This window comes from Pseudochelatococcus lubricantis, assembly GCF_011762225.1.
GTDB lineage: Bacteria > Pseudomonadota > Alphaproteobacteria > Rhizobiales > Beijerinckiaceae > Pseudochelatococcus > Pseudochelatococcus lubricantis.
The window spans coordinates 847,341-870,329 of sequence record NZ_JAASQI010000001.1 but is presented as its reverse complement, the minus strand read 5'-3'; the positions used below and the strand labels follow the sequence as shown (position 1 = coordinate 870,329).

Below are 22,989 nucleotides of genomic sequence, written 5' to 3'. Positions count from 1 at the left end.
GGCCGGGCGTCAACCCTCCCCGTCCCGTATCGCCTCCTCCGGCGCGGCGACTGCCGTCTTTTCCGCCTCTTCCCGCGCGCGCGCGCGGTGGCGCGCCACGCCAAGCGGCAGCGAGACGAGATAGGCGACGGTCGCCAGCGCCAGCACGTGGAAGGGGAAGCTCACCAGCAGGGCCGTGAACAGCACGAACAGCACGAACAGCGGCAGCACCATGTCGCGCGCGATGCGCTGGCCCAGCGCCTTGCCCGAGAAGGTCGGCATGCGGCTGACCATCAGCAGGCCGATGAAGACCGTATATACCGCGACCACCGGCGCCGCGAGTTCGCCGACCGGCCAGACGATGAAATGCAGGTAGACGGGCAACAGCACCGTGAGTGCGCCGGCGGGCGCCGCCATGCCGACGAAATAATTCTTCTGCCATTCCGGCCGCGAGGGATCGTCCAGCATCACGTTGAAGCGGGCAAGGCGCAACGCCGCCGCGATGGCGTAGACGATGGCCGCGATCCAGCCGAGCGACTTCAGTTCGTCCAGAATGAACGTGTAGAGCAGCAGCGCCGGCGCGACGCCGAAGTTCACGAAGTCCGACAGCGAATCGAGTTCCGCGCCGAAGCGCGATGTGCCCTTCAGGTAGCGCGCAACCCTGCCGTCCGCTCCGTCGAGCACCGCCGCGACGGCGATCGAGAAAACGGCCAGGTCGAGACGCCCCTCGATCGCCATGCGAATGGCCGTCAGGCCAAGGCAGAGCGCGAGCAGCGTGATGAGATTGGGGGCGAGGAGGCGTAGCGGGATCGGCCGGAACCGCCTGCGGCGCGGCTCCTCGGGATCGGGCACGAAGGGCGGAAACAGGTCACTCATGCGCGTTATTCATACACCAGACCCCTCGCCAATCAAACGGGATCGGTGAGGCGACGGCGATTCATTTTGCAACGCCGGACAAAAATGTCACGCGGCGCGGAAGCTGTGCGGCGGCTCGCCGGATGCGAGGAAATCCGCCAGTACCGTCTCTCCGGCGACGGTGCGTTGGCCAAGGCCGACGAGCGGCCGCACCTCGACGGGCAGATAGACGTCGACGCGCGAGCCGAAGCGGATCAGGCCGAAGCGCTCGCCCACCTGCAGGGTGTCGTTCTCGCGCACGAATGAGACAATGCGCCGCGCCACAAGGCCGGCGATCTGCACCACGCCTATGCGCGTCTCTCCCGAGACGATGACGAGGCCGTTGCGCTCGTTGTCCTCGCTCGCCTTGTCGAGATCGGCGTTGATGAACACGCCGGGCGTGTACACGACGCGCTCCACCGTGCCGTCCACCGGGCTGCGGTTCACGTGGCAGTCGAAAACGTTCATGAAGATGGAGATGCGCAGCAGCGGCGTCTCTCCCAGCTCCAGCTCGGGAGGCGGCAGCACTTCGGCAATGGCGCTGATGCGCCCGTCGGCGGGCGCCACCACAAGCCCCTCGCGAACCGGCGTATGGCGCTCCGGATCACGGAAGAAGTAGCAGATCCAGAGGGTGATGACGAGGCCGATCCAGCCCAGCGGCGACCATAGCTGTCCGAGCACCAGCGAGGCGATGGCCGCGACGGCGATGAACGGAAAACCTTCCTTGTGGATCGGCGTGATAGTCTGCCTGATGGAATCGTAGATGGACATTTTCCTGTTCCCGATTGCCCGTCGCATCCGCGCGCTCCGCACCATGTTGCATGACAGCATGACGTCGGCACGTCAACCGGCATGGCAGCGCGCCAGATTCGCGCGGATTCTCGCCTTCTGGCCGCGTCAGGCCACTTCCCGCATGGCGTCGCTGACGCGCTGGCGCAGCAATTCTGGCTGCTTCAGCACCAGCGCGCCGCGCGTGCGCTCCACGATACTATCACGTGACAGAGAGGTGAATTCCCGCGTCACCTGTTCGCGACGGCAGCCGATTCTGGCGGCGAGCACGTGATGGAACGGCGGCGGCGTGATGACGCGCTCGCCCGGATGGCCGGAGCGCGGAGTCGACAGGCGCAGGAGTTCCGCATAAAGCCGGTGGCGCAGGTCGAGGATGGCATGTTCCGTCAGCCGGGCATTGAGTTCGCGCACGCGCTGCGCAAGCAGGCGCAGCAGGCGGTCCGCGACGGCAGGCGACGAGAACACGATGTCGCGGAAGACGCTCGCCGGCATGACGCAGACCTCGCCCTGCGTCAGCGCGGCCACATTGGCGGAACGCCCCACGCCATCGATGGCCGCCAGCTCGCCGAAAAACTCACCGGCGCGCATATCGTCAAGGATGATCTCCCGCCCGGCCTGGGTACGGACCAGAACCCGCACCTCGCCCGCGACGAGGAAATAAACGTCCGTCGACTGCTCCTCGTAGTCGATCAGCACTTCGTCGGTGGCGAAGCGGCGCCAGTGAAGCCGGGAATCGAAACGTGCGAGATCGATGCCGGCCCCCTGGAAAAACGGCACCCGATCCAGCGTCCCCATCCTGCCCCCCGATCGCGAATCTGTGTAGTCCGCGTCACGATACACCAGAACAGGAAAAGTTGACCCGCCTAATCGGTCGGCCGGGCTCACGCCTTGACGACGTTCTCCCCCGCGATACCGGCACGGGCGAGCGCGTTGCGGGTGTCGACGACGAGCGGCAGCCGCCGCGCCACCAGCGCATAGTCGACGCCGTCGTGATCGGTCGCGATCAGCGCCGCGTCGCAGGCGGAGAGCGTTGCCTCATCCAACGCCACGGACCGCCGTCCTTCGAGCCGGGGATGCGCGCGGGTGCGCGGCAGCGCGGGGATGAACGGATCGTGGTAGTCGCAATGGCCGCCGCGCGCCTCGATGAGGTCGATCAGCTTCAGCGCCGGGCTCTCGCGCGTGTCGTCGACATTCTTCTTGTAGGCAACGCCGAGCACGAGAATGCGCGCCCCGTTCAGCCCGCGCCCGCGGACGCGGTCGAGCGCGGCGGCCAGCGCGTCGACCACCCGGTGCGGCATGGCCGTGTTGATCTCGCCGGCCAGTTCGATGAAGCGGGTGACGATATCGAACTCCCGCGCCTTCCACGTCAGGTAGAACGGGTCGATCGGGATGCAGTGGCCGCCGAGCCCGGGCCCCGGATAGAAGGGCATGAAGCCGAACGGCTTCGTCTTCGCGGCGTCGATCACCTCCCACACGTCGATGCCCATGGCGGCGTAGACGGTCTTCAGTTCGTTGACGAGCGCAATGTTGACGGCGCGGAAAATGTTCTCGGTCAGCTTCACCGCCTCCGCCGCCTCGGGCGAGGAAACGGTCACCGTCTTCACCACCAACGCGCCGTAGAACGCTTGCGCCAGCGTCAGCGCCGCCTCGCCGTCGCCGCCGATGACACGCGGAATGGCCCGCGTCGAGAACGTGTCGTTGCCGGGATCCTCCCGCTCCGGGGAATAGGCGAGGAAGAAATCGCGCCCGCTCGCGAAGCCGGACGCTTCGAGCACGGGCCTCACCACCTCGCGCGTCGTACCGGGCCAGGTGGTCGATTCGAGCACCACCAGCTGGCCCGGCCGCAGCGTCCGCCCGATGGAGCGCGCCGTCGCCTCGACGAAGGACAGGTCGGGTTCGCGCTGGCGCGTCAACGGCGTCGGCACGCAGATGATGACGATGTCCGCCTCGCCCATCCGGCTGAAATCCGCCGTCGCCTCAAAGCGCCCGGAGGCGACAGCCTCCCGCATGCGCGTGTCGGGAATATGCGCGATCAGGCTTTCTCCGCCGTTGAGCCGGTCCACCCGCGTGGCATTGATGTCGAAGCCCAGCACCGGAAAGCCGCATTCCACGGAGGCGAGCGCCAGCGGTATGCCGACGTAGCCGAGCCCGATGACGCCGACACGGGCGCTGCGATTCTCGATCGCCGCGAGCAACGCCTGCGCGCTGCGGCCGGCGTCGGCGGACGGGGACTGGGAGACAGAGGACGGCAAGGTCAGGGTATCCCGTTTCGATGGCGTTGGGCGCGCCTGCTCCCGCGTGGGGTATCGCGGATGAACGGCACGGCCATCTCTGCGGACAAGCCCGCGTCCCTGTCAAGAGACGGCCGCCTCTCCCTATCGGGACGCGGCCGGCACAACGACCGCCGGAAGGCTCGCGATATGCGGATGGGAGCCATGGTCTGCCCGCAGCGAAGAGCCGCCTTGCACGGAAACAGGGTGACGCAGGCTCGCGGCCACTGTATTGGCCGTCATCGCGATTCCGAGAATCAGCGCCGCCGCGACGATGGCGAACGCCCCTCGCGAGAACTGGCTGGACGAGGTTCCCGTAGCAATTCTCACGGCTGCGGCTCTCTTGTCCGCGGCTCTGTGCGCTTCAGTTCTCTTCGTGCGGGTTTCCATGGCGTAGCTCGAATCACTCTTATCCACAGAACATCAACAAGACCGTCATATGCTGTCCACAGACGACGGCAGCGCTAAAACGTGGCGTTTTCATGGTTCTTGCATTGTGACGCTCGACTTTCTAAAACCGTTCACAATTATCCACATATGCACCGGCTGACTCGAACCTACGCAATTTTCTGACTTTGACAAGCTCAAAACAGCGCCCTTGTCCGCTTTATGTTCATTCCCCGTTCACTCTATGATCGGCGGCTTGCGCTATGTCATGCAAACGGCTGTCCGGCATCGGATTCTCGTTCAGACCCTTGCCGGCCCTTGCGGCAGCGCCCGTTTGACGCGACAAGAACCTTTCTCCCGCACGGGCGCGAGGCCCGCCGCCGGGCGGGCGAATCATACCGGATTGCCAATCGGACCATGTTGCAGATTACCGACCTCACCTACCGGCTGGGCAACCGGCTCATCCTCGATCACGCCAGCGCGGTGATTCCCACCGGCGCGCGGGTGGGGCTCGTGGGGCGCAACGGCGCCGGCAAAACCACGCTGTTCAAGCTGCTGCTCGGCGAACTCGCCTCTGAAAGCGGCTCCGTCTCCCTGCCGCGCGGGCACCGCATCGGCGCGGTGGCGCAGGAGGCGCCGGGCGGGCCGGAGGCCCTCATCGACGTCGTTCTCGCGGCGGATACGGAGCGCACCGCCCTCATGGCCGAGGCCGAGACGACGGCCGACCCGCTGCGCCGCGCGGAGATCGAGACGCGGCTCGTGGATATCGGCGCGCACGCCGCGCCCGCGCGCGCAGCCAGCATCCTGCACGGCCTGGGTTTCGACGCCGAGGCGCAGGCGCGCCCTTGCTCGTCGTTCTCCGGCGGCTGGCGCATGCGCGTGGCTCTTGCCGCCGTGCTGTTCAACGAGCCGGACCTGCTGCTGCTCGACGAGCCGACCAACTACCTCGACCTCGAAGGCACGCTTTGGCTCTATGACTATCTGGGCCGCTACCCCTACACGGCGCTCGTCATCAGCCATGACCGCGAGCTGCTCGATACCGCCGTCGACCACATTCTGCATCTCGACCGGGGCAAGCTCGCGCTCTATCGCGGCGGGTTCACGTCATTCGACCGGCAGCGGCGGGAGAAGATGGCGCTCGTTGCCAAGGCGCGCGTGAAGCAGGAGGCGGAACGCAAGCACCTGCAGAGCTTCGTCGACCGCTTCCGTGCCAAGGCCACCAAGGCCAAGCAGGCGCAGTCGCGCATCAAGCGCCTGGAGAAGATGGAGCCGATCGCCGCCATCACGGAGGAGGAATCCATCCCCTTCGACCTGCCGGGGCCCGAGCGTCCGCTGTCGCCGCCCATCGTCGCCATGGAGGGCGCGGTCGCCGGCTATGACGGGCGCGTGGTGCTCGACCGCCTCAACCTCACCCTGCTGCCGGACGACCGCATCGCGCTGCTCGGCGCCAACGGCAACGGCAAGTCCACCTTCGCCAAGCTGCTCTCGGGCCGGCTCGCCCCCATGACGGGCACGGTCACGCGCGCCGCCCGGCTCAGCGTGGCCTATTTCGCGCAGCACCAGCTCGACGAACTCAACCCCGCCGCCACCGCCCTGCAGCACATCGCCGTGCTGATGCCGCAGGCGACGGAGGCGCAGCAGCGCTCGCGCACGGCAAGGCTCGGCTTTCCCGCCGCCAAGGCGGACACGCCGGTAGCGCAGCTCTCGGGCGGCGAGAAGGCGCGGCTGCTGATGGGCCTCGCGGCATTCGGCGCGCCGCACCTGCTCATTCTCGACGAGCCGACCAACCATCTCGATATCGATAGCCGGCAGATGCTCGTCGAGGCCATCAACGACTATCCCGGTGCGGTGGTGCTCATCAGCCACGACCGCTTCCTGATCGAGGCCTGCGTCGACCGGCTGTGGCTGGTGAACAACGGCTCCGTCAAGCCCTACGACGGCGACATGGACGACTACCGCCGGCTCGTGCTGGCGGGCGATGCGCCGGCGACGCGCGCGGCCGCCTCGGGCAGCGGCGGCGAGAAGGCCGACCGGCGCCGCAACGCCGCCCGCACGCGCGTCGCCCTCGCCCCCCTGCGAAAACGCATCGAAACGCTGGAAGCGCGCATGGACAAGCTCGCCGACGGCATCGCGAAGATCGATGCGGCCCTCGCCGCGCCGGACACGTTCAGCAAGAACCCCGAGAAGGCGGCCGAACTCGCGAAGATGCGCGCCGATGCCGCCACGGCCCTTGCCCAGGCGGAAGAGGAATGGCTTGCCGCCTCTGCCGAGATCGAGGCAGCCTCCTGACACGGAAAACCCCGGAACGCGGCGCGTTCCGGGGCTGGAGCGCTTTCCGATCAGAATTCGCTCAATGAAAGAATCGCAGAGCATTTGGCGATCACGAGTGATCGAAAAATTCTCTGGGCGATCAGCAGCGCCCGGCTTGTGCCGGGACACGGGGGGAATCAGATGGCCTTGCTGTAAAGCTCGGCGGCGTATTCCCAGTTGACCAGATGGTCGACGAACGCCTTCAGGTAGTCGGGGCGGCGGTTGCGGTAGTCGATGTAATAGGAGTGCTCCCACACGTCGACGCCGAGAATCGGGGTCGCGCCGTGCACGAGCGGATTCTCGCCGTTCTGCGTCTTGAGCACGACGATCTTGCCGTCCTTCACCGCGAGCCACGCCCAGCCGGAGCCGAACTGGCTGACGCCGGCCTGGATGAAGTCTTCCTTGGCCTTTTCGACCGAGCCGAGGTCCTCGATGATCTTCTTTTCGAGTTCGCCGGGGATGGCACCGCCGCCGTTGGGCTTCAGCCAGTGCCAGAAGTGCAGGTGGTTGTAGTGCTGGCCGGCGTTGTTGAAGAGCGCCTGGTTGGTGCCGAACGAAGCCTTGACGATCTCCTCCAGGGATTTCCCGGCGAGATCCGTGCCTTCGAGCAGCTTGTTGCCGTTGTCGACATAGGCCTTGTGATGCTTGTCGTGGTGATACTCAAGCGTTTCACGCGACAGGTAGGGCTGAAGGGCGTCGTGAGCGTAGGGAAGATCGGGAAGCGTAAACGACATGGCTTGCTCCTGGGGGTTTGATGCTCGGTTTGCGGCGCGGGGGTCGCTGGCGGCCCTCGTAGCGTCGACGGTGGCGACACTACCAACCGCAGCAGCGGCTGACAATGAAAGCAGGAATTGGCGGCGTTTCATACGGCAGTCTCCACCTTGGAAAGGCGATGCTACGCGATTCTCGTCTTTAACTCGATAGACTTCATTATGTTCCATGGAAAGCGCCGCCGCGTTTCCACGCATCGGCCATGGTACGCCATGTTTTCGGCAGATTTCCGTCGATAGTTTACCAAACGACAAGTCAGTTCAGTGAAAGCTTCACGTGCTAGAAGCTGGTGGCGAACGGCTTGTCTCCAACACCGCGGGCCATCGTTCCCGTTGCGGGAGGCACTTCGGGAAGCTGCTGTTGTTTTAAGAACGCCTTACCGTCGCATAAGACGTGAATGTTTTTGTGACTGTTGTATCGTCGATTGCAGGCGCGCCCCGTTCGGTCCGGCGGCCGCCGGTTCGCCGGCCCTGTATCCAATGCAAGAGTGCCTGTCGTATGATTTTCATAAGCACTGTTCTCGCGTGCCTTCTCATCGGCGGTGGCCTTGGTGCCGTCGTCATCGGCTCCGGCATGATCGTCCTCGAACGAGGCTGGTCTATGGTCATTTCGGGCAGCGTCGTCGCCACGGGCGGCGTGCTGCTGCTTGGCATCGCGATGATTCTGAAGGAGTTGCGCCGCCTTCCGGACCGTCTCGCCGACGCGCTGCCGGAGGCTCCCGCACCCCATTCGTACTATCACGACGCCGACTTCGACGGTGCACCGGCCGCGCCCGATCACGCCGCTTCCGTCCGGCCGCGCTTCGAGCCGCTGGTGGCACATGCGCCGGAGGCGGCGGAAGAGCATGAGCCCGAGCCGCCGGCCCCCGCGCCAGCGACCCGGGTAACGGCGGCTCAAGCGGCGCCAACGCAAGCGGCTACTCCTCTTGGGGCACCGAGTCTTGGCGCGCCGAGTCTTGGCGCGCCGAGTCTCGGAGCCGCTCCGGACTTTCTGACGCTGCGCGACGTTCCCTTGCATGACGAGGATGCATGGCGGCGCGATGCCGCCGCCGCGCCGGTCGCGGCCGGGGAATCGCGGCAGGATCGGTCCGCACTGAAGATCCAGGTTTCGCTGCACGGCGAGGATACCGAAGCTCCCGAATCCGAGCGCCAGCGGCGCGGCTTCTGGTCGCGATTCGGCAAGGGCAGCAGCACGGCCGCGCAGGGCCGCAACGCCCCGCCGGAACCGCCGCCCGGTCCCACGGCGGCGGAACTGGCACGTGAGCGGCTCGCTCTGGCCGATGTGCCCGATCGGTCGCGTCCCGATTCGCGGCGCCCGGCGGCTCCGTCCGCACCGCAGGACGAGGCCCACGAGCCCGCCGTGGCGCCCTCCCGATCCACGCCAGACTTGCCGAAGGCCGATCAGCCCGCGGGCGGAGACGGAGAACCGGCTGGCCCGACGCCTCCCGGCGAGCCGGCGAAAGAAGCGGCTGGCGACGACCGGCAGCCTCGCCAACCGGAAGCGCCCGATGGACGCAAGCCCGACGCCGCTGCGAAGGCAGCCGAGCAGCCAGCGGAACGCGCTGAGACGCGAGACGAGGAGAGCGGGACCGAAGAGGAAGCCGGCTCGCCCACGGCCGACGCCCCCGATGCACCGCCCGCCGCGAACGAAACCGCCGACCGGCCGGAAGGGAATACCGGCGCCATCGTCGGCTCCTACCGGGCGGGCGACAATGTCTACGTGATGTTCGACAACGGCATGATCGAGGCGGAGACGCCGCAGGGCGTCTTCCGGTTCGATTCGCTCGACAATCTGAAAAGCTACATCGCCTCGGGCGAGGATCCGGCGCTCGCCGGCAAGAAGATCGATCGCCAGCCGGATGGCGGCAAACCGGACTGACGCATCGAACCGGAAGCGCGTTTTCCGGTTTCGCAAGTCGTTAAGGATACAGGCGGTTCGCCGCTTCTGCGAAAGGTCATCCCGCCACCGGGCTTCGGCTTTTCACGGAAGTGGCGAACCGCCTTGTTTTGTCCGGGCATGAACGACCCTCGCGCACAGCCGCCGCGCGGCCACCCACTTATCCGCAGTTAATCGCATGGAGACGGCTACCTCCTCCGGAAAAGCGTTGCGTCCATTTTATAGGATGATAATCCTATTTCTATGTTCATTAGTGCAGATTTTCGGATTAGTTTCCTATGTATCTGACGACGGAGGTTTTGATGTCCTGGACCGGATTCGATCATGGCGGCGCCGGCCGCCTGCTGCGGGAAGCCGCGATCTGCCGTCAATGCGAAGCCGCCGTGTCGTCCGCGTTCGCGGTTTCGCTGGCGGCGGTGCGCGCCGGCCACCGGCGCCGGGCGAGGGATGCCTTCGCCCGCGCGGGCGCGATCTACCTCGCGCGCACCGGCTTCAACCTGGCGGAATCCGCGGCAGGCCGGGCCTTCGGCCGCCACCGCGCCACCATCGGCCATGCATGCCGGCGCGTCGCGCAGCGGTGCGGCGACGACCCGCACTTCAGGCACGTCCTGTCCTGCCTCGAACACGCCCTCACCCGCCGCGTCGCGCGCTGCCTGCACGACGCGGCAGAGGCCACCGCCGCGCCGGAGGCCGGGCAATGAGCCGCCGCACCAATGCCGGAAAGGCAGCCGCAAAACCACGGCAGGGGGATGCGGATACGCTCCGGCTGCTGGGCCATCTGTCGGAACAGGGCAACATCGCGGTGATCGGCAGCGGGATGCCGGATCGCGTCATTCTGTCGAGTTCGCGCGGCGGCGTGTCGCTCGGGCGCGGCAGCCTTCCCGCCGGCACCGTCCATGCCTTGCTGAAGCGCCGTCTCGTGCGCCTCACGCCGGAAAACACCTTCGCCATCACCGAGGCCGGACGCGCCGCGCTGATGCACCTGCAACACGGGCCGGCGCCGGATTCCCCCACACCGGGCCCCGACCGGCGGCTTCGCGAAAAGACGCCGGCCGGCGGAGACGGACACACCCCGGCCCTGCAGGTGAACGAGGCTGAAAGCCCGCTCGCCTGGCTCCACAAACGGCGCGACCGCAACGGCGTGCCCTTCCTCGATGCCGCCTGCTTCGAGGCGGGCGAGCGGCTGCGCCGCGACCTGACGCTGGCGCAGATCATGCCCCGTGTCACCAGCAACTGGTCGCCGGCGCGCGGCGGCAGCGGCAACGGCGGCCCTGCACCCGCCACGGAAGCGATGGTTTCCGCGCGCCAACGCCTTCACCGGGCGCTTGACGCCGTCGACAGCGAATACGCCGGTATCCTGATCGACGTCTGCGGCTTCCTGAAACGCATCGAGGAGGTGGAGCGCGAGCGCCGCTGGCCACCCCGTTCCGGCAAGGTCGTGCTGAAGCTCGCACTGCGCCGTCTCGCCGATCACTACGGCCTCGGCGCGCAGGCCACCGGCCCGACGCGCGGCAGCGGCATCAGGGTCTGGATGGACCGCTGACATACCGCCGGAGCGGAACGGCGCATCCTTGAAAAGGCATGAAAAAAGAAATCCGGCCTCGCGGCCGGATTTCAGCGTTCACGGGTCCGCGACGCGCCTCAGCGCGTCGGAACGGGCTTTTCGCCACGATAGTCGTAGAAGCCACGGCGGGTCTTGCGGCCGAGCCAACCCGCCTCGACATACTTCACCAGCAGCGGGCAGGGACGATACTTGGAATCCGCCAGCCCCTCGTAGAGCACCTGCATGATCGACAGGCAGGTGTCGAGGCCGATGAAGTCCGCGAGCTGCAGCGGGCCCATCGGATGGTTCGCGCCGAGACGCATGGCGGTGTCGATGGATTCCACCGAACCCACACCTTCATAAAGCGTATAGATCGCCTCGTTGATCATCGGCAGCAGGATGCGGTTGACGATGAAGCCGGGGAAGTCCTCCGCCACCGTCAGGCTCTTGCCGATTTTCTCCACGAGAGCGCGGGTCGCCTCGAAGGTTTCCTCGGAAGTGGCGATGCCGCGAATGACCTCGACCAGCTGCATCACCGGCACCGGGTTCATGAAGTGGATGCCGATGAACTGCTCCGGCCGGTCGGTGGTGGAAGCAAGGCGCGTGACCGAGATGGACGACGTATTGGTGCCGATCAGCGCGGTGGGCTTCAATGCCGGGCACAGGGCCTGGAAGATTTTGCGCTTGATGTCCTCGTTCTCGACCGCCGCCTCGATCACCAGATCGGCGTCGTTGAAATGTTCATAGGTCGGCGCGGACGTGATGCGCGCCAGGATCAACGTCTTCTCTTCTTCCGTGAGGTGCCCCTTCGACACCTGCCGCGCGAGGTTGCCGTTGATGGTGGCGAGACCCGCGTTGATGCGCTCCTCGCTGATGTCGTTGAGCGCAACCTCGTAACCCGAGGCTGCGGCAACCTGCGCGATGCCGCCGCCCATCTGCCCGGCCCCGATGACGCCCACCTTGCGAATCTCGATCGACATGTTACCCGTCCGTTGCGTTGTTGCTGACTGGTGTGGTGAATCCGTTGGCTGACTGGGCGGCAGCGGGCACAGTGTCGCTTCCGATCCCAGGATCGCCGGACACCTTATAGATACATTTTGACGTATTTTCTTCAGACGGGCCAGTCAATCCATCTGAAGACGTCCCGCATCGCGAGGATGCGGGACGGAAGGCTCAGCCGAGCGCCTTTTCCAGCTCCGGCACCACCTTGAACAGATCGCCGACGATACCGTAATCGGCCACCTGGAAGATCGGCGCGTCCTCGTCCTTGTTGACGGCGACGATGACCTTCGAGTCCTTCATGCCGGCAAGGTGCTGGATAGCCCCCGAAATGCCGAGCGCGATGTAGAGGTCGGGCGCCACGACCTTGCCGGTCTGGCCGACCTGCAGGTCGTTGGGCGCGTAGCCCGCGTCCACGGCTGCGCGGCTCGCGCCGATGGCGGCGCCCAGCTTGTCCGCGAGCGGCGCGACGACTTCCTGGAACTTCTCGGCCGAACCGAGCGCGCGGCCGCCGGAAACGATGATCTTCGCCGCCGTCAGTTCCGGCCGCTCCGACTTCGCCACTTCCTCGCCCTTGAACTGCGACACCGCCGGGTCAGCGGCAGCCTCGACGTTCTCGACGGCGGCGGAACCGCCCTCGCCTGTCGCCTTGAACGCCGCGGTGCGCACGGTCAATACCTGCTTGGCGTCCGTGGTCTGCACGGTCTCGATGGCGTTGCCCGCGTAGATCGGGTGCTCGAACGTATCGGGCGAAACCACCTTCGTGACGTCCGACACCTGCGCGGCGTCGAGCAGCGCCGATACGCGCGGCAGAACGTTCTTGCCGTTCGAGGATGCGGGCGCCACGATCGACCGGTAGTTGCCGGCGAGGCCGGCGATCAGCGCCGCGAGCGGCTCGGCAAGCCCGTGCGCATAGACAGCGCCCTCGGCGAGCAGCACCTTCTCCACACCTTCGAGCTTCGCGGCGGCGTCGGCAGCGGCGCGCGCGCCCTCACCCGCCACGAGAACGTGAACCGGCTCGCCGAGTTCCCGCGCCGCGGTGAGCGTCTTGGCGGTGCCGTCCTTGAGCGCCTGATTGTTGTGATCGGCAATGAGCAAGGTCGTCATGATCAGAGCACTCCCGCTTCCTTGAGCTTCGACACCAGTTCGGCCGCATCCGCCACCTTGATGCCGGCCTGACGCTTGGACGGCTCGGCGGTGTTCAGCACCTTGAGGCGCGGCGACACGTCGACGCCGAGCGCCTCGGGCGTGGTCTCCGCGATGGGCTTCTTCTTCGCCTTCATGATGTTGGGCAGCGACGCATAGCGCGGCTCGTTGAGGCGCAGGTCGGTGGTGACGATCGCCGGCAGCTTGAGCGACACGGTCTGCAGGCCGCCGTCGACCTCGCGCGTCACGTCCACGGAGCCGTCGCCCACGACCACCTTCGACGCGAATGTGCCCTGCGCCCAGCCGAGGAGCGCGCCGAGAATCTGGCCCGTCTGGTTGGAATCGTCGTCGATGGCCTGCTTGCCGAGAATGACGAGGTCGGGCTTCTCCTGCTCGACGATTTTCGCCAGCACCTTGGCCACGGCCAGCGGCTCCACCCGCCCTTCGGCCTTGACGAGGATGCCGCGATCGGCGCCCATGGCAAGGCCGGTGCGGAGAGTTTCCGTCGCCTGCGCCGGGCCGATCGAAACCACGACGACCTCCGTCGCCTTGCCCGCCTCCTTGAGGCGCAACGCCTCCTCGACAGCAATTTCGTCGAACGGGTTCATCGACTGTTTGACATTGGCAAGGTCAACCCCCGTACCATCGGGCTTGACGCGAATCTTGACGTTGTAGTCGACCACCCGCTTGACGGGCACCAGCAACTTCATTGACGACCTCCGTTGGACTTTATTGGAACTTATCTCAAGTAAAGCCTTACCTTCACTTTTTATACTGAACGTCTCCTGCAAGGGAAAGCAACTGAATAAATTTCCGGCTGGTATTCTGTTTGCTCACGCATTCCCATCCGCCCCGGCCGCCGCTTCCCAAACAGCCGTTTGAGACGGCTGCGCGAACGTAACGACGCCGGTTCGCGCTTGTCAATCTCCATTCACGGATCGTCCGCCACCGCCGGTTTTCCCATGCCTTTGCCGATGCCCGCGCCGAAAAGCGGCTGGTCGCGCCGCCGCAGCACGACAACCAGCGCGCCACCGGCCGCGAATCCGCCCAGATGCGCCAGCCAGCCCACGTCGTCGCTGCCAAACCACGCCTGGACAATCTGGAATGCGATCCAGAAGCCTATGGCCCACAGCGCCGGCACCTGCAGCGGAATGCGGTTGAGGAACAGGCCCCACACCCGGGCGCGCGGATAGAGCAGCAGATAGGCGGCGGCGAGCCCGGACACCGCGCCCGAGCCGCCGACCAGCGGGCGCAGAGACTCCGGGTGGCCCGCCGCATAGGCCAGCGCCCCCGCCGCGCCGCAGGCGAGATAGAACAACGCGAAGCGCGCATGGCCCATCGCGTCCTCCACGTTGTCGCCGAACACGGCGAGGAACAGCATGTTGCCGGCGAGGTGCAGGAAGCCGAGATGTACGAACTGCCCGCTGACCAGCGTCGCCGGCTCCGGCACCAGCGGCAGCCCATCCGGCAGGGCGGCGCTGCCGAGCAGCACCGCCGGGATGACGCCGAAAGCCGCCGAGAGCCACGTCTCGTCCGCGAGCCTGCCGGGCAGGAGGCGCAACGCATAGGCGGCGTAGAACAGGCACGACAGCGCCAGCACGCTCCATGTCGCCCAGGCGACGCGGATCGTACGATAGGCAAGGCCGTCATAGATCGGAATGAACATGGCGACTCCCTGCGGCGTCCGGCTCCGTCGTCATAAGGGTTCCGTCAACGGTTCGCGCCCGGCCGCCACAGCACGTCCAGCGCGCCGTTGTCGTTCGCCGCACGGGCAAGCACGAACAGCAGGTCGGACAGCCTGTTGAGATAGCGCAGCGCCACCGGCGACACCTGCCCCGGCTCCCGCGCCGCCAGCGCCACCGCAACCCGTTCCGCCCGCCGGCAAACGGTGCGCGCCACATGCAGCGCCGCCGCGGCGGGCGAGCCGCCGGGCAGCACGAAGGAACGCAGCGGCGCCAGCGCCGCATTGAAGGCGTCGATCTCCCGCTCCAGCCGTTCCACCTGCGCCTCGACGACGCGCAGCGCCTCGAAAGGCTGCGGTTCCGCGCCGCCCGGCGTCGACAGGTCGGCGCCAAGATCGAACAGGTCGTTCTGCACGCGCGCCAGCGCCGCGTCGATGTCGCCGGCAGCGTGGAGCCGGGCGAGACCGAGGACCGCGTTGGCCTCGTCGACCGCGCCGACGGCCTCGATGCGCAGATCGTCCTTGCGGCGGCGCTCGCCGCCGGTCAGGCCGGTGGTGCCGTCGTCGCCGGTGCGGGTGTAGATGCGGTTGAGGCGAACCATGATGAAATTGTCACCGTCCGGATCGATATCGCGTTTCAATGGCTGCCGGCGCCGATCCACAGCACCAGCAGCACGACGACGACAGCGGCGAACTGGAACAGCACGCGAAGCTGCATCAGCTTCTGCGACCGTTCCGGACTGCCGCCGCGCATCATGTTGACGAGGCCGAGCACGAGCACGACCGCGACGGCCGCCAGCATGACCGGCACCAGGACATAACCGAGTGCACCCATGGCTTCCTCCCGCCTCCGTTCAGTCGCGGCGCAACAGGCGCTCCAGATAGTCGCGCTCCTCCGCGGGGCGCGTGGGGTCGCCCAGCCGCCGGCGCAGCTCCTCCAGAATGCGGCGCGCACGCACGATGGCCGATTCGTCTGCGCCGGGCACGCGCGTCTCACCGTCGGACCAGCGGCGCTGGCCTGTCGAGCGGCCGAGCGGATCCTGTTCGCCCGGTCCCGGCTCGCCGGTTCCCGGCTGCGAACCCGGCTCCCCATTTTCGCCCTGCTGCGCCTGCCGCATCTGCCGGGCGAGCCCCTGCGCGCCGTCCAGCAACGCCTCCAGCGCCCGGCCCTGGGCATCGACCGCCCCGTCTCCGTCGCCGTCCGCGAGCCTTTCCTCGGCATCGCGCATCGCGCGCTCGGCCGCGCCGAGGCCCGGCTCGCCCTCCAGCCCCTGCTCGGAAAGGCCGCGCTGCAGGCGCTCCAGCTGGTTGCGCAGGGCCTGCTGGCGGCCGGAGAGATCGCCGTTGCGCTCCCCGCCGCCGGCGTTCCCCTCGCCACCCTCGGAGGCCTCGCCGTTCTGCCGGTAGGTGTCGTCGCGCAGGCGCTGCTGGTTGCGGATCATCTCGTCGAGCGAACGCATCGCCCGGCCGGCCTCCCCGGCCTGCGACCCCTGCTGCGGCGCACCCTGCGCCATCTGCAGATTGTTGAGGATATTGTTGAGCTGCTGCAGCAGCCTGTCCGCCCCGGCGAGATCGCCCTCGCGCACCATCTGTTCCATGCGGTCGATCATCGCCGCGAGTTCCTCGGGCGTGATGGTCTGCGTGGGGGTGCCGCCCTGTCGCTGCGCCGCCGGATCGCGGTTGCGCGCCTGATTGCGGGCCATTTCCGACAGATGACGGTTCATCGCCTCGCGCAGCGCCTGGGCGAGACGGGCGATCTCGTCCGCCGGCGCGTTGCGGTCGATGGCCTCCTGCAGCGCCTGCTGGGCGGCGCGCAGGGCGCGTTCCGTATCGCCGGCGTCGCCGTCCTCGATCCTGAGCGCCATGCCCCACAGGAAATCGGCGACGGCGACAAGGCCCTCCCCGCTGGAGGCGGAGGAGAGCATCCGCTCCGCCGTCACCAGCCCCAGATAGACAGCACTGTCGGGCGTGAAGATGTCCGGCGCGATCATCAGCGCGCGCAGCGCGAGCCGTACATCGCGCCAGTCATGCGGATGGAAGACGAGGTTGCGGCGCTGTTCGACCAGCGCCTTCGCCAGCGGGTTGGTGAACGGGCGCTGCGGCAGCGTCACGGTCAGCGTTTCGCTGCGCCCCTCCTGTCCGGCACCGTCCCGCGCCACGAGCGTGAACTGCACGGTGGCACCTGCCCACGGATGCGCTGCGAGGTCGGCGGTGGTACGCAGCTCCTGCTCCGCCTCCCCGACGCGGGGTAGCGGCAGGGCGACAACGGGCGGCGGCACGAGCGCCTGCGCCGTATCCTCGCCGGGCAGGGAAACGACGCCCTGCGCGGCCGTGACGCCGTAATCGTCACCGGCGCGGAAGACGACGGTGAGCCCACCGCGCCGCGTGGCTTCCGGCGGCCCGACGAAGGCGATGACGGGCGGCCTGTCCGGAACGACGGCGATGCCAAGGGTCGCCCGGCCGTCGCCCGTGTCGCGCGCGACGGTTCCCGAGCCCTCGATGGTATAGCGGTTCTCATGGATGCCGTCGGCGGCGGGCTGCTCCGCAGGGCGGGCTATGAAACCGCCGGATATCGCCACGTCCTCCGCCGCGCCGCCGGCGGAACGCAGCACCAGCACGCTGCCGGCGGGTACCGAGACATCCCGCGTGCCGGCGCGGGTGAGATCGAGCATGACCGGCGGCAGGCGCGTGTAGGCGGGCGGGTCGATCCAGCCGTCGACGCGCGCCGCCACAGGATCGCCGGAGGCCTCGAAGCGCCAGTCGAAGGCAAGCGCCAGCCGCCTGCCCCGCTCCGTCCCCGCGATGAAAGCCGCCGCGACGAGCGCCACGATCAGCGCCCCGCGCAGGCCGTAACGGTCGTACTGTGCCGTCAGCGGACGCGGGAAGCGCGGCGGCAGCTTCGAGATCGCCTCCGCCGCCCGGCGCTGATGCAGCGTCCACAGCGCGCGGCTGGCGGCATCGTGCTGCCCCATCGCCTGCGTATCCGCGAGCGCGCTCGCGGGATCGGCCAGACCGGCGCCGTCCGCCCCGCCGTCGAGCGCCCGCAGCGCCTCGCGCCGCGAGGGATAGCGCACGGCGACGGCGGGCACGATCGCGGCGACGAAGGCCAGCGCGAAGACGATGACGCCCGCCATGCGCCCGCCAGCCGGCAACAGCGCCCACAACCCGAGCCAGGAGACGGCGAGGAAGATGCCCGCGACGCCGAGCGGCCACCACAGGCGCGGCCAGACGCGCTCGCCGTACAGCGCGATCCGCGTGCGCCGCACGGCGCGCTCAAGCTGCTGGCCCGCCTGTTGTGCCTTCACCTGTTGCCCTTCGGGGCCGCTCACCGACGTGGTCCTCGACATGTTCCTGAAAAAATCCCGTATGCGACGGTAGCACGCCCGGCTGCCCGGCGCACGCGCGCTGATCGATTTAACCGTTCACAAGAGGCGTCATCCGGGATGGCAACCGGGGCGCTGCCGGAAAGCCGCCCGTCTGCCGCAGCGCCTCGCCCAGCAGCATCGCCGCCGTCGCCGCCACGTTGATGGAACGCATCCCCGGCCGGATCGGCACGACGATCCGCGCGTCGGCCGCCGCATGCACCTCCTCGGGCGCGCCCGCCGATTCCCGCCCCACCATGATGACGTCGTCCGGCCCGAAGGCGAAATCCGTATAGACGGCGGCGGCCCGCGTCGTCGCCAGCACCAGCCGCAAGCCCGCCGCCGCACGCCATTCCTCGAACCTGCGCCAGGAATCGTGGCGGTTGATGACGACGTCTTCCAGATAGTCCATGCCTGCCCGGCGGAAGGCGCGGTCGGACACCGGGAAGCCCGCCGGCTCGATGATCTCGGCCGCCACGCCGAGGCAAGCGCACAACCGCAGCATCGTGCCGGCGTTCTGCGGAATGTCCGGCTGGTAGAGCGCGAGCCTCAGCATGAAACGCCCCCGCTCATTCGCCCACCAGCGACAGCGGCGGCTCGTCGACGCCCAGAAAGCCGCCCGACTGGCGCCGCCAGAGGCCAGCGTAGATGCCGCCCCTGCGCACCAGTTCGTCGTGGGTGCCCTGCTCCACGATCGCGCCCTGCTCCATGACCACGAGCCTGTCCATGCGGGCGATGGTCGACAGCCGGTGCGCGATGGCGATCACCGTCTTGCCGGCCATGATCGTGTCGAGTTCGTCCTGAATGGCGGCCTCGACCTCCGAATCGAGCGCCGAGGTCGCCTCGTCCAGCACCAGGATGGGCGCGTTCTTCAGCAGCACGCGCGCGATGGCGATGCGCTGACGCTGGCCGCCGGAGAGCTTGACGCCGCGCTCGCCCACATGGGCATCGAGCCCGCGCCGCCCGGCGGGATCGACGAGCGAGGGAATGAAGCCGTCGGCATGCACCTGCCGCGCCACCGCCCGGATGGCCTCCTCGCTGGCGTCGGGCCGGCCGTAGCGGATGTTGTCGCGCACGGAGCGGTGCAGCAGCGAAGTGTCCTGCGTCACCATGCCGATGGCGCCGCGCAGGCTTTCCTGCGTGACAGAGGCGATATCCTGCCCGTCGATCAGGATGCGCCCGCCCTGCAGGTCGTGAAAGCGCAGCAGCAGGTTGACCAGTGTCGACTTGCCCGCGCCCGAGCGTCCGACGAGCCCGATGCGCTCGCCCGCGCCGATGCGCAGCGTCAGGTCCTCGATGACGCCGGACTTGCGGCCATAGTGAAAGCGCACGTGTTCGAACGCCACTTCCCCGCGCGTTACCTGCAGCGGCTTCGCGCCGGGCCTGTCCACGACGGCATGCTGGCGCGAGAGCGTCTCCATGCCCTCCTGCACCACGCCGACGTTCTCGAAGATGCCCGTCACCACCCACATGATCCAGCCCGACATATTGTAGATGCGGATCGCGAGCCCGGACGAGAAGGCAATCGCCCCAGTCGTCACGCTGCCCTGCGTCCACAGCCACACGGCAAGGCCGGTCGTCGAGCCGATCAGCAGGCAGTTCAGCACCGAGACCGTCGCCGACATGGCGGTGACGAGCCGTGTCTGCTTCTGCGTCGCCTCCACGTTCTCGCCGATGCTCTCGCGGATGTACGCATCCTCCCGCTCGGCGTGGGCGAACAGCTTCACCGTCATGACGTTGGTATAGCCGTCGACCACGCGGCCCGTCAGCGTGGAGCGCGCGTGCGACACCGCCCTGGCGCTCTCGCGGATGCGCGGCACGAACCACGCCAACGCCGCGCCGTAGAGCGCCACCCAGATCACCAGCGGCATGGCGAGCCGCCAGTCGGCCTCCGCGAACAGCAGGATTGCCCCGCCCGCGTAGATGACGACGAACCAGAGCGAGCCGAACACCTCGACCACGGACTCGCGCAGCGCCATGCCCGTCTGGATGACGCGCGTCGCCAGCCGGCCGGCAAAGTCGTTCTGGAAGAATTCGAGGCTCTGGCGGATGACGTAGCGGTGGGCCTGCCAGCGGACCAGCGCCGGAAAGGCGGGCAGGATCGTCTGGCGCACGATCATGTCGTTCAGCACGTTGCACAGCGGGCGCACCAGCAGCACCAGCAGCGCCATGAACAGGAACCGGCCGCCGTAGTCCGCGAACAGGCGTTCCGGCGTCGTCTTGCCGAGCAGGTCGATGATCTCGCCGATATAGCGGAACATCAGCACCTCCAGCGCGGCGGCAGCGCCGCCCGAGATGACGAGCGCGACGAACACCGGCCACACCTGCCGCACGTAATGCCGGTAGAACGCCAGCAGCGTCTCCGGCGGGCGCTCGATCGGCACTTCCCGGAACGGATCGATCCGGGTTTCGAACCAGCGGAACATCGTCATCTCCTGTCGCGGCGGAGGCCGCCGCACTGCCTGTTTCCGGCCCGGCGGAAACAGGCCGAACACACACGGCCCCCGCGATCGCATGCCGTATAGAGCAAAATGCACCGAATCTGAATCGCCATTTTACCCTATCTCATTGTTTATTCATCAAATTCGTCCGGAAAACGGCGCCCGTTTTCCGGTTTTATGCCATAGCCGGCTATCATCGTTCCCCGCGCCCCAAAATGCCCGATCACGCGCGCCGGGCCTATGCGCGGGGGGCGCGATGGCGTATCAGGCGTGCGGTGCCGCACGTTCGGCTTTCGACAAGGGACACACTCGCACCATGGCTTTGCCCGCCAATCTGGACGACCTCAAGGCACGCGCCAGCGCGTGGTTCTCGACCCTGCGCGACCGCATCTGCGCCGACTTCGAGGCGCTGGAGGACGAGGCGGCCGGCCCCTTCTTTCCCGGCCACGGCGAGCCCGGCCGCTTCGCGCGCGAGGTGTGGGAGCGGAAGGGCAGCGATGGCACGGCGGGCGGCGGCGGCGTGATGTCGCTGATGCACGGGCGCGTGCTGGAGAAGGTGGGCGTCCATGTCTCTACCGTGTTCGGCGAGTTCTCGCCCGAGTTCCGGGCCCAGATACCCGGCGCCGCCGAGGACCCGCGCTTCTGGGCCTCCGGCATCTCCCTCATCGCCCATCCGTGGAACCCGAACGTGCCGACCGTGCACATGAACACGCGCCTGGTCGTCACCACGAAAGCCTGGTTCGGCGGCGGCGCGGACCTTACCCCCGTGCTCGACAGGCGGCGCGCGCAGGACGACCCGGACGCCATCCGCTTCCACGCCGCCATGCGCGCGGTGTGCGACGCGCACGCGGCAGTCGCTCCCTACGGGAAATACAGGGAGTGGTGCGACAGTTACTTCTATCTGCCGCACCGCGACGAACCGCGCGGCATCGGCGGCATCTTCTACGACCATCACTGGTCCGGCGACGCGGAGGCCGACCTCGCCTTCACCCAGGCGGTTGGCGAAGCGTTCCGCGCCGTCTATCCCGCAATCGTGCGCGCCAACCTGCCGACACCGTGGACCGCAGCCGACGTCTTCGAGCAGGAGGTGCGGCGCGGACGTTACGCCGAGTTCAACCTGCTCCACGACCGCGGCACCATCTTCGGCCTGAAGACCGGCGGCAACGTCAAGTCCATCCTGTCGTCGCTGCCGCCGAGGGTGCGCTGGCCGTAACGGGGCTTACTTCCCCCTCAGCCAGTCCGGCACGCGGTCGAGGCCGATCAGGTCGTCGTAGGTCGGGCGCGGGCGCACCACCGCCGCCCGCGCGCCGTTCACCAGCACCTCCGGGACCAGCAGGCGGCTGTTGTAGGTGCTCGACTGCGTCGCTCCGTAGGCGCCAGCTGTCATCACCGCCAGCAGATCGCCGGGCGCGACCGCCGGCAGGGCGCGCTGCAGCGCCAGATAGTCGCCGCTTTCGCAGACCGGCCCCACGACATCGGCCACGATGCGCGGCGTGCCGGGCGCCGGCTCCCGCACGGGCTTCACCGTGTGATAGGCCTCGTAGAGCGTCGGGCGGATGAGGTCGTTCATGCCCGCGTCGACGATGACGAAGATGCGCCCCTCGCCCTGCTTCACGTAGATGACCTTCGTCACCAGGATGCCGGCGTTGCCGACGATCATGCGGCCGACCTCGAACACCAGCTTCAGGCCGAGACCGCGCGTGTGGCGCTTGACGATATCGGCGTAGGCGGAGGGCAGCGGCGGCGGCTCTGCATCCTCATGGTAGGGAATGCCGAGGCCGCCGCCGAGGTCGACGTGGTCCAGCCTGTGGCCCTGCGCCAGCAGGTCGCGCGCCAGTTCCACGATCAGCGCCGTGGCGTTGTCGAAGGGCGCGAGATCCGTGATCTGGCTGCCGATGTGCATGTCGACGCCGGTCACCGTGATGCCCGGCAGCGCGGCCGCGCGGGCATAGACGGCGCGCGCGTGCGACAGCGGAATGCCGAACTTGTTCTCCGACTTGCCGGTGGAAATCTTGGCGTGCGTCAGCGCGTCCACATCCGGGTTGACGCGCACCGAGACGGGCGCCTTCACGCCCAGCGAGACGGCGACTTCCGACAGCGCCTCAAGCTCGGGCTCCGATTCGACGTTGAAGCACAGGATGCCCGCCTTCAGCCCCGCCGCCATCTCCTCGCGCGTCTTGGCGACGCCCGAAAACACGATGCGCTCTCCCGGCACACCCGCCGCGAGCGCCCGGCGCAGTTCGCCCTGCGACACGATGTCTACCCCGGCGCCCTGCCGGGCGAGCGTGGCAATCACCGCCTGGTTGGAATTGGCCTTCACGGCGAAGCACACCAGCGCCGGCACATCCGCGAAGGCTTCCGCGAACACGCGGTAGTGGCGTTCGACGGTGGCGGTGGAATAGCAGTAGAACGGCGTGCCGACCTCGCCGGCAAGCGCCGTCAGATCGACATCCTCGGCCTGCATGAGGCCGTCGACATAGGAAAAATGGTGCATGGCGTCGCCCGGAATGAAAACGTCTGC

General features: G+C 67.8%; 21 protein-coding genes. 5 read left to right on the top strand and 16 right to left on the bottom strand.

The genetic code is table 11. The annotated features are described in order from the left end of the window. Window positions 1–9 precede the first annotated feature (9 nt). From pssA to FHS82_RS03730, 5 genes are all read right to left on the bottom strand, one after another. Window positions 10–855 (bottom strand): CDP-diacylglycerol--serine O-phosphatidyltransferase, encoded by an 846-nt coding sequence (pssA, locus tag FHS82_RS03750; protein WP_166948806.1) that lies wholly within the window; start codon window positions 853–855, stop codon window positions 10–12. An 87-nt stretch (window positions 856–942) separates the two neighbouring features. Then, a complete protein-coding gene (locus tag FHS82_RS03745) occupies window positions 943–1,671 on the bottom strand; it encodes a phosphatidylserine decarboxylase (RefSeq protein WP_166948805.1) in 729 nt (242 codons plus the stop codon). Between the two features lie 99 nt (window positions 1,672–1,770). Then, window positions 1,771–2,457 carry a Crp/Fnr family transcriptional regulator gene (locus tag FHS82_RS03740; protein ID WP_166948803.1) on the bottom strand — a complete coding sequence of 229 codons (687 nt, stop codon included), beginning with the start codon at window positions 2,455–2,457 and terminating at the stop codon, window positions 1,771–1,773. 86 nt (window positions 2,458–2,543) lie between these two features. Then, on the bottom strand, window positions 2,544–3,914 hold the full coding sequence (locus tag FHS82_RS03735; protein WP_377700236.1) for a nucleotide sugar dehydrogenase: 1,371 nt from the start codon (window positions 3,912–3,914) through the stop codon (window positions 2,544–2,546). Between the two features lie 123 nt (window positions 3,915–4,037). Continuing rightward, window positions 4,038–4,262, bottom strand: coding sequence for a hypothetical protein (locus tag FHS82_RS03730; protein WP_166948801.1), 225 nt, complete (start codon window positions 4,260–4,262; stop codon window positions 4,038–4,040). A gap of 474 nt (window positions 4,263–4,736) precedes the next feature. Here FHS82_RS03730 and FHS82_RS03725 point away from each other — a divergent pair, with 474 nt between their 5' ends. Continuing rightward, window positions 4,737–6,608, top strand: a complete 1,872-nt coding sequence (locus FHS82_RS03725; protein ID WP_166948799.1) for an ABC-F family ATP-binding cassette domain-containing protein — start codon at window positions 4,737–4,739, stop codon at window positions 6,606–6,608. Window positions 6,609–6,766: 158 nt separating this feature from the next. Here FHS82_RS03725 and FHS82_RS03720 read toward each other — a convergent pair whose 3' ends face one another. Beyond that, entirely contained in the window at window positions 6,767–7,363 is a 597-nt protein-coding gene (locus tag FHS82_RS03720; protein ID WP_166948797.1) for a superoxide dismutase, read from the bottom strand. A gap of 535 nt (window positions 7,364–7,898) precedes the next feature. Here FHS82_RS03720 and FHS82_RS03715 point away from each other — a divergent pair. The 3 genes from FHS82_RS03715 to FHS82_RS03705 all read left to right on the top strand — a co-directional run bounded on the left by FHS82_RS03715 (window position 7,899) and on the right by FHS82_RS03705 (window position 10,839). Continuing rightward, window positions 7,899–9,278 carry a hypothetical protein gene (locus tag FHS82_RS03715; protein ID WP_166948795.1) on the top strand — a complete coding sequence of 460 codons (1,380 nt, stop codon included), beginning with the start codon at window positions 7,899–7,901 and terminating at the stop codon, window positions 9,276–9,278. A 320-nt stretch (window positions 9,279–9,598) separates the two neighbouring features. Further along, a complete protein-coding gene (locus FHS82_RS03710; protein ID WP_166948793.1) occupies window positions 9,599–9,997 on the top strand; it encodes a helix-turn-helix domain-containing protein in 399 nt (132 codons plus the stop codon). Continuing rightward, window positions 9,994–10,839: a DUF6456 domain-containing protein gene (locus tag FHS82_RS03705; protein WP_166948791.1), complete on the top strand. Its 846-nt coding sequence runs from the start codon at window positions 9,994–9,996 to the stop codon at window positions 10,837–10,839. The genes FHS82_RS03710 and FHS82_RS03705 overlap by 4 nt, the downstream gene beginning before the upstream one ends. A gap of 98 nt (window positions 10,840–10,937) precedes the next feature. On the opposite strand, the gene FHS82_RS03700 is transcribed toward FHS82_RS03705, so the two are convergent. The 9 genes from FHS82_RS03700 to FHS82_RS03660 all read right to left on the bottom strand — a co-directional run bounded on the left by FHS82_RS03700 (window position 10,938) and on the right by FHS82_RS03660 (window position 20,453). Then, entirely contained in the window at window positions 10,938–11,819 is an 882-nt protein-coding gene (locus tag FHS82_RS03700; RefSeq protein WP_166948789.1) for a 3-hydroxybutyryl-CoA dehydrogenase, read from the bottom strand. Window positions 11,820–12,012: 193 nt separating this feature from the next. Beyond that, window positions 12,013–12,945 carry an electron transfer flavoprotein subunit alpha/FixB family protein gene (locus tag FHS82_RS03695; protein WP_166948787.1) on the bottom strand — a complete coding sequence of 311 codons (933 nt, stop codon included), beginning with the start codon at window positions 12,943–12,945 and terminating at the stop codon, window positions 12,013–12,015. A 2-nt stretch (window positions 12,946–12,947) separates the two neighbouring features. Beyond that, window positions 12,948–13,694 carry an electron transfer flavoprotein subunit beta/FixA family protein gene (locus FHS82_RS03690; RefSeq protein WP_166948785.1) on the bottom strand — a complete coding sequence of 249 codons (747 nt, stop codon included), beginning with the start codon at window positions 13,692–13,694 and terminating at the stop codon, window positions 12,948–12,950. Between the two features lie 221 nt (window positions 13,695–13,915). Further along, window positions 13,916–14,650, bottom strand: coding sequence for a rhomboid family intramembrane serine protease (locus FHS82_RS03685; protein WP_166948782.1), 735 nt, complete (start codon window positions 14,648–14,650; stop codon window positions 13,916–13,918). A 44-nt stretch (window positions 14,651–14,694) separates the two neighbouring features. Beyond that, on the bottom strand, window positions 14,695–15,267 hold the full coding sequence (locus FHS82_RS03680) for a cob(I)yrinic acid a,c-diamide adenosyltransferase (RefSeq protein ID WP_166948989.1): 573 nt from the start codon (window positions 15,265–15,267) through the stop codon (window positions 14,695–14,697). A 35-nt stretch (window positions 15,268–15,302) separates the two neighbouring features. Next, window positions 15,303–15,500 (bottom strand): twin transmembrane helix small protein, encoded by a 198-nt coding sequence (locus FHS82_RS03675; RefSeq protein WP_166948779.1) that lies wholly within the window; start codon window positions 15,498–15,500, stop codon window positions 15,303–15,305. 19 nt (window positions 15,501–15,519) lie between these two features. Beyond that, complete coding sequence (locus FHS82_RS03670) at window positions 15,520–18,012, bottom strand: TIGR02302 family protein (protein ID WP_166948777.1); 2,493 nt, start codon at window positions 18,010–18,012, stop codon at window positions 15,520–15,522. A 67-nt stretch (window positions 18,013–18,079) separates the two neighbouring features. Then, the gene (locus tag FHS82_RS03665) at window positions 18,080–18,583 is read right to left on the bottom strand and encodes a tRNA (cytidine(34)-2'-O)-methyltransferase (RefSeq protein ID WP_166948775.1); all 504 of its coding nucleotides are present in this window, start codon (window positions 18,581–18,583) and stop codon (window positions 18,080–18,082) included. 13 nt (window positions 18,584–18,596) lie between these two features. Further along, window positions 18,597–20,453 carry an ABC transporter ATP-binding protein gene (locus FHS82_RS03660; RefSeq protein ID WP_166948773.1) on the bottom strand — a complete coding sequence of 619 codons (1,857 nt, stop codon included), beginning with the start codon at window positions 20,451–20,453 and terminating at the stop codon, window positions 18,597–18,599. Between the two features lie 331 nt (window positions 20,454–20,784). On the opposite strand from FHS82_RS03660, the gene hemF reads away from it, so the two are divergent. Further along, window positions 20,785–21,681, top strand: coding sequence for an oxygen-dependent coproporphyrinogen oxidase (hemF, locus tag FHS82_RS03655; protein WP_166948770.1), 897 nt, complete (start codon window positions 20,785–20,787; stop codon window positions 21,679–21,681). A 6-nt stretch (window positions 21,682–21,687) separates the two neighbouring features. Here hemF and lysA read toward each other — a convergent pair whose 3' ends face one another. After that, the gene (gene lysA / locus FHS82_RS03650; protein WP_166948766.1) at window positions 21,688–22,962 is read right to left on the bottom strand and encodes a diaminopimelate decarboxylase; all 1,275 of its coding nucleotides are present in this window, start codon (window positions 22,960–22,962) and stop codon (window positions 21,688–21,690) included. Window positions 22,963–22,989 lie beyond the last annotated feature (27 nt).

Excerpts from the sequence above, each read along its gene's own strand:
- FHS82_RS03715 (WP_166948795.1), top strand. The coding sequence starts at position 7,899 with ATGATTTTCATAAGCACTGTTCTCGCGTGCCTTCTCATCGGCGGTGGC.
- FHS82_RS03725 (WP_166948799.1), top strand. The coding sequence starts at position 4,737 with ATGTTGCAGATTACCGACCTCACCTACCGGCTGGGCAACCGGCTCATC.
- FHS82_RS03695 (WP_166948787.1), bottom strand. The coding sequence starts at position 12,945 with ATGACGACCTTGCTCATTGCCGATCACAACAATCAGGCGCTCAAGGAC.
- hemF (WP_166948770.1), top strand. The coding sequence starts at position 20,785 with ATGGCTTTGCCCGCCAATCTGGACGACCTCAAGGCACGCGCCAGCGCG.
- FHS82_RS03720 (WP_166948797.1), bottom strand. The coding sequence starts at position 7,363 with ATGTCGTTTACGCTTCCCGATCTTCCCTACGCTCACGACGCCCTTCAG.
- pssA (WP_166948806.1), bottom strand. The coding sequence starts at position 855 with ATGAGTGACCTGTTTCCGCCCTTCGTGCCCGATCCCGAGGAGCCGCGC.
- FHS82_RS03675 (WP_166948779.1), bottom strand. The coding sequence starts at position 15,500 with ATGGGTGCACTCGGTTATGTCCTGGTGCCGGTCATGCTGGCGGCCGTC.
- lysA (WP_166948766.1), bottom strand. The coding sequence starts at position 22,962 with ATGCACCATTTTTCCTATGTCGACGGCCTCATGCAGGCCGAGGATGTC.
- FHS82_RS03685 (WP_166948782.1), bottom strand. The coding sequence starts at position 14,650 with ATGTTCATTCCGATCTATGACGGCCTTGCCTATCGTACGATCCGCGTC.
- FHS82_RS03690 (WP_166948785.1), bottom strand. The coding sequence starts at position 13,694 with ATGAAGTTGCTGGTGCCCGTCAAGCGGGTGGTCGACTACAACGTCAAG.
- FHS82_RS03660 (WP_166948773.1), bottom strand. The coding sequence starts at position 20,453 with ATGTTCCGCTGGTTCGAAACCCGGATCGATCCGTTCCGGGAAGTGCCG.
- FHS82_RS03665 (WP_166948775.1), bottom strand. The coding sequence starts at position 18,583 with ATGCTGAGGCTCGCGCTCTACCAGCCGGACATTCCGCAGAACGCCGGC.
- FHS82_RS03700 (WP_166948789.1), bottom strand. The coding sequence starts at position 11,819 with ATGTCGATCGAGATTCGCAAGGTGGGCGTCATCGGGGCCGGGCAGATG.
- FHS82_RS03670 (WP_166948777.1), bottom strand. The coding sequence starts at position 18,012 with ATGTCGAGGACCACGTCGGTGAGCGGCCCCGAAGGGCAACAGGTGAAG.
- FHS82_RS03680 (WP_166948989.1), bottom strand. The coding sequence starts at position 15,267 with ATGGTTCGCCTCAACCGCATCTACACCCGCACCGGCGACGACGGCACC.
- FHS82_RS03740 (WP_166948803.1), bottom strand. The coding sequence starts at position 2,457 with ATGGGGACGCTGGATCGGGTGCCGTTTTTCCAGGGGGCCGGCATCGAT.
- FHS82_RS03710 (WP_166948793.1), top strand. The coding sequence starts at position 9,599 with ATGTCCTGGACCGGATTCGATCATGGCGGCGCCGGCCGCCTGCTGCGG.
- FHS82_RS03745 (WP_166948805.1), bottom strand. The coding sequence starts at position 1,671 with ATGCGACGGGCAATCGGGAACAGGAAAATGTCCATCTACGATTCCATC.
- FHS82_RS03705 (WP_166948791.1), top strand. The coding sequence starts at position 9,994 with ATGAGCCGCCGCACCAATGCCGGAAAGGCAGCCGCAAAACCACGGCAG.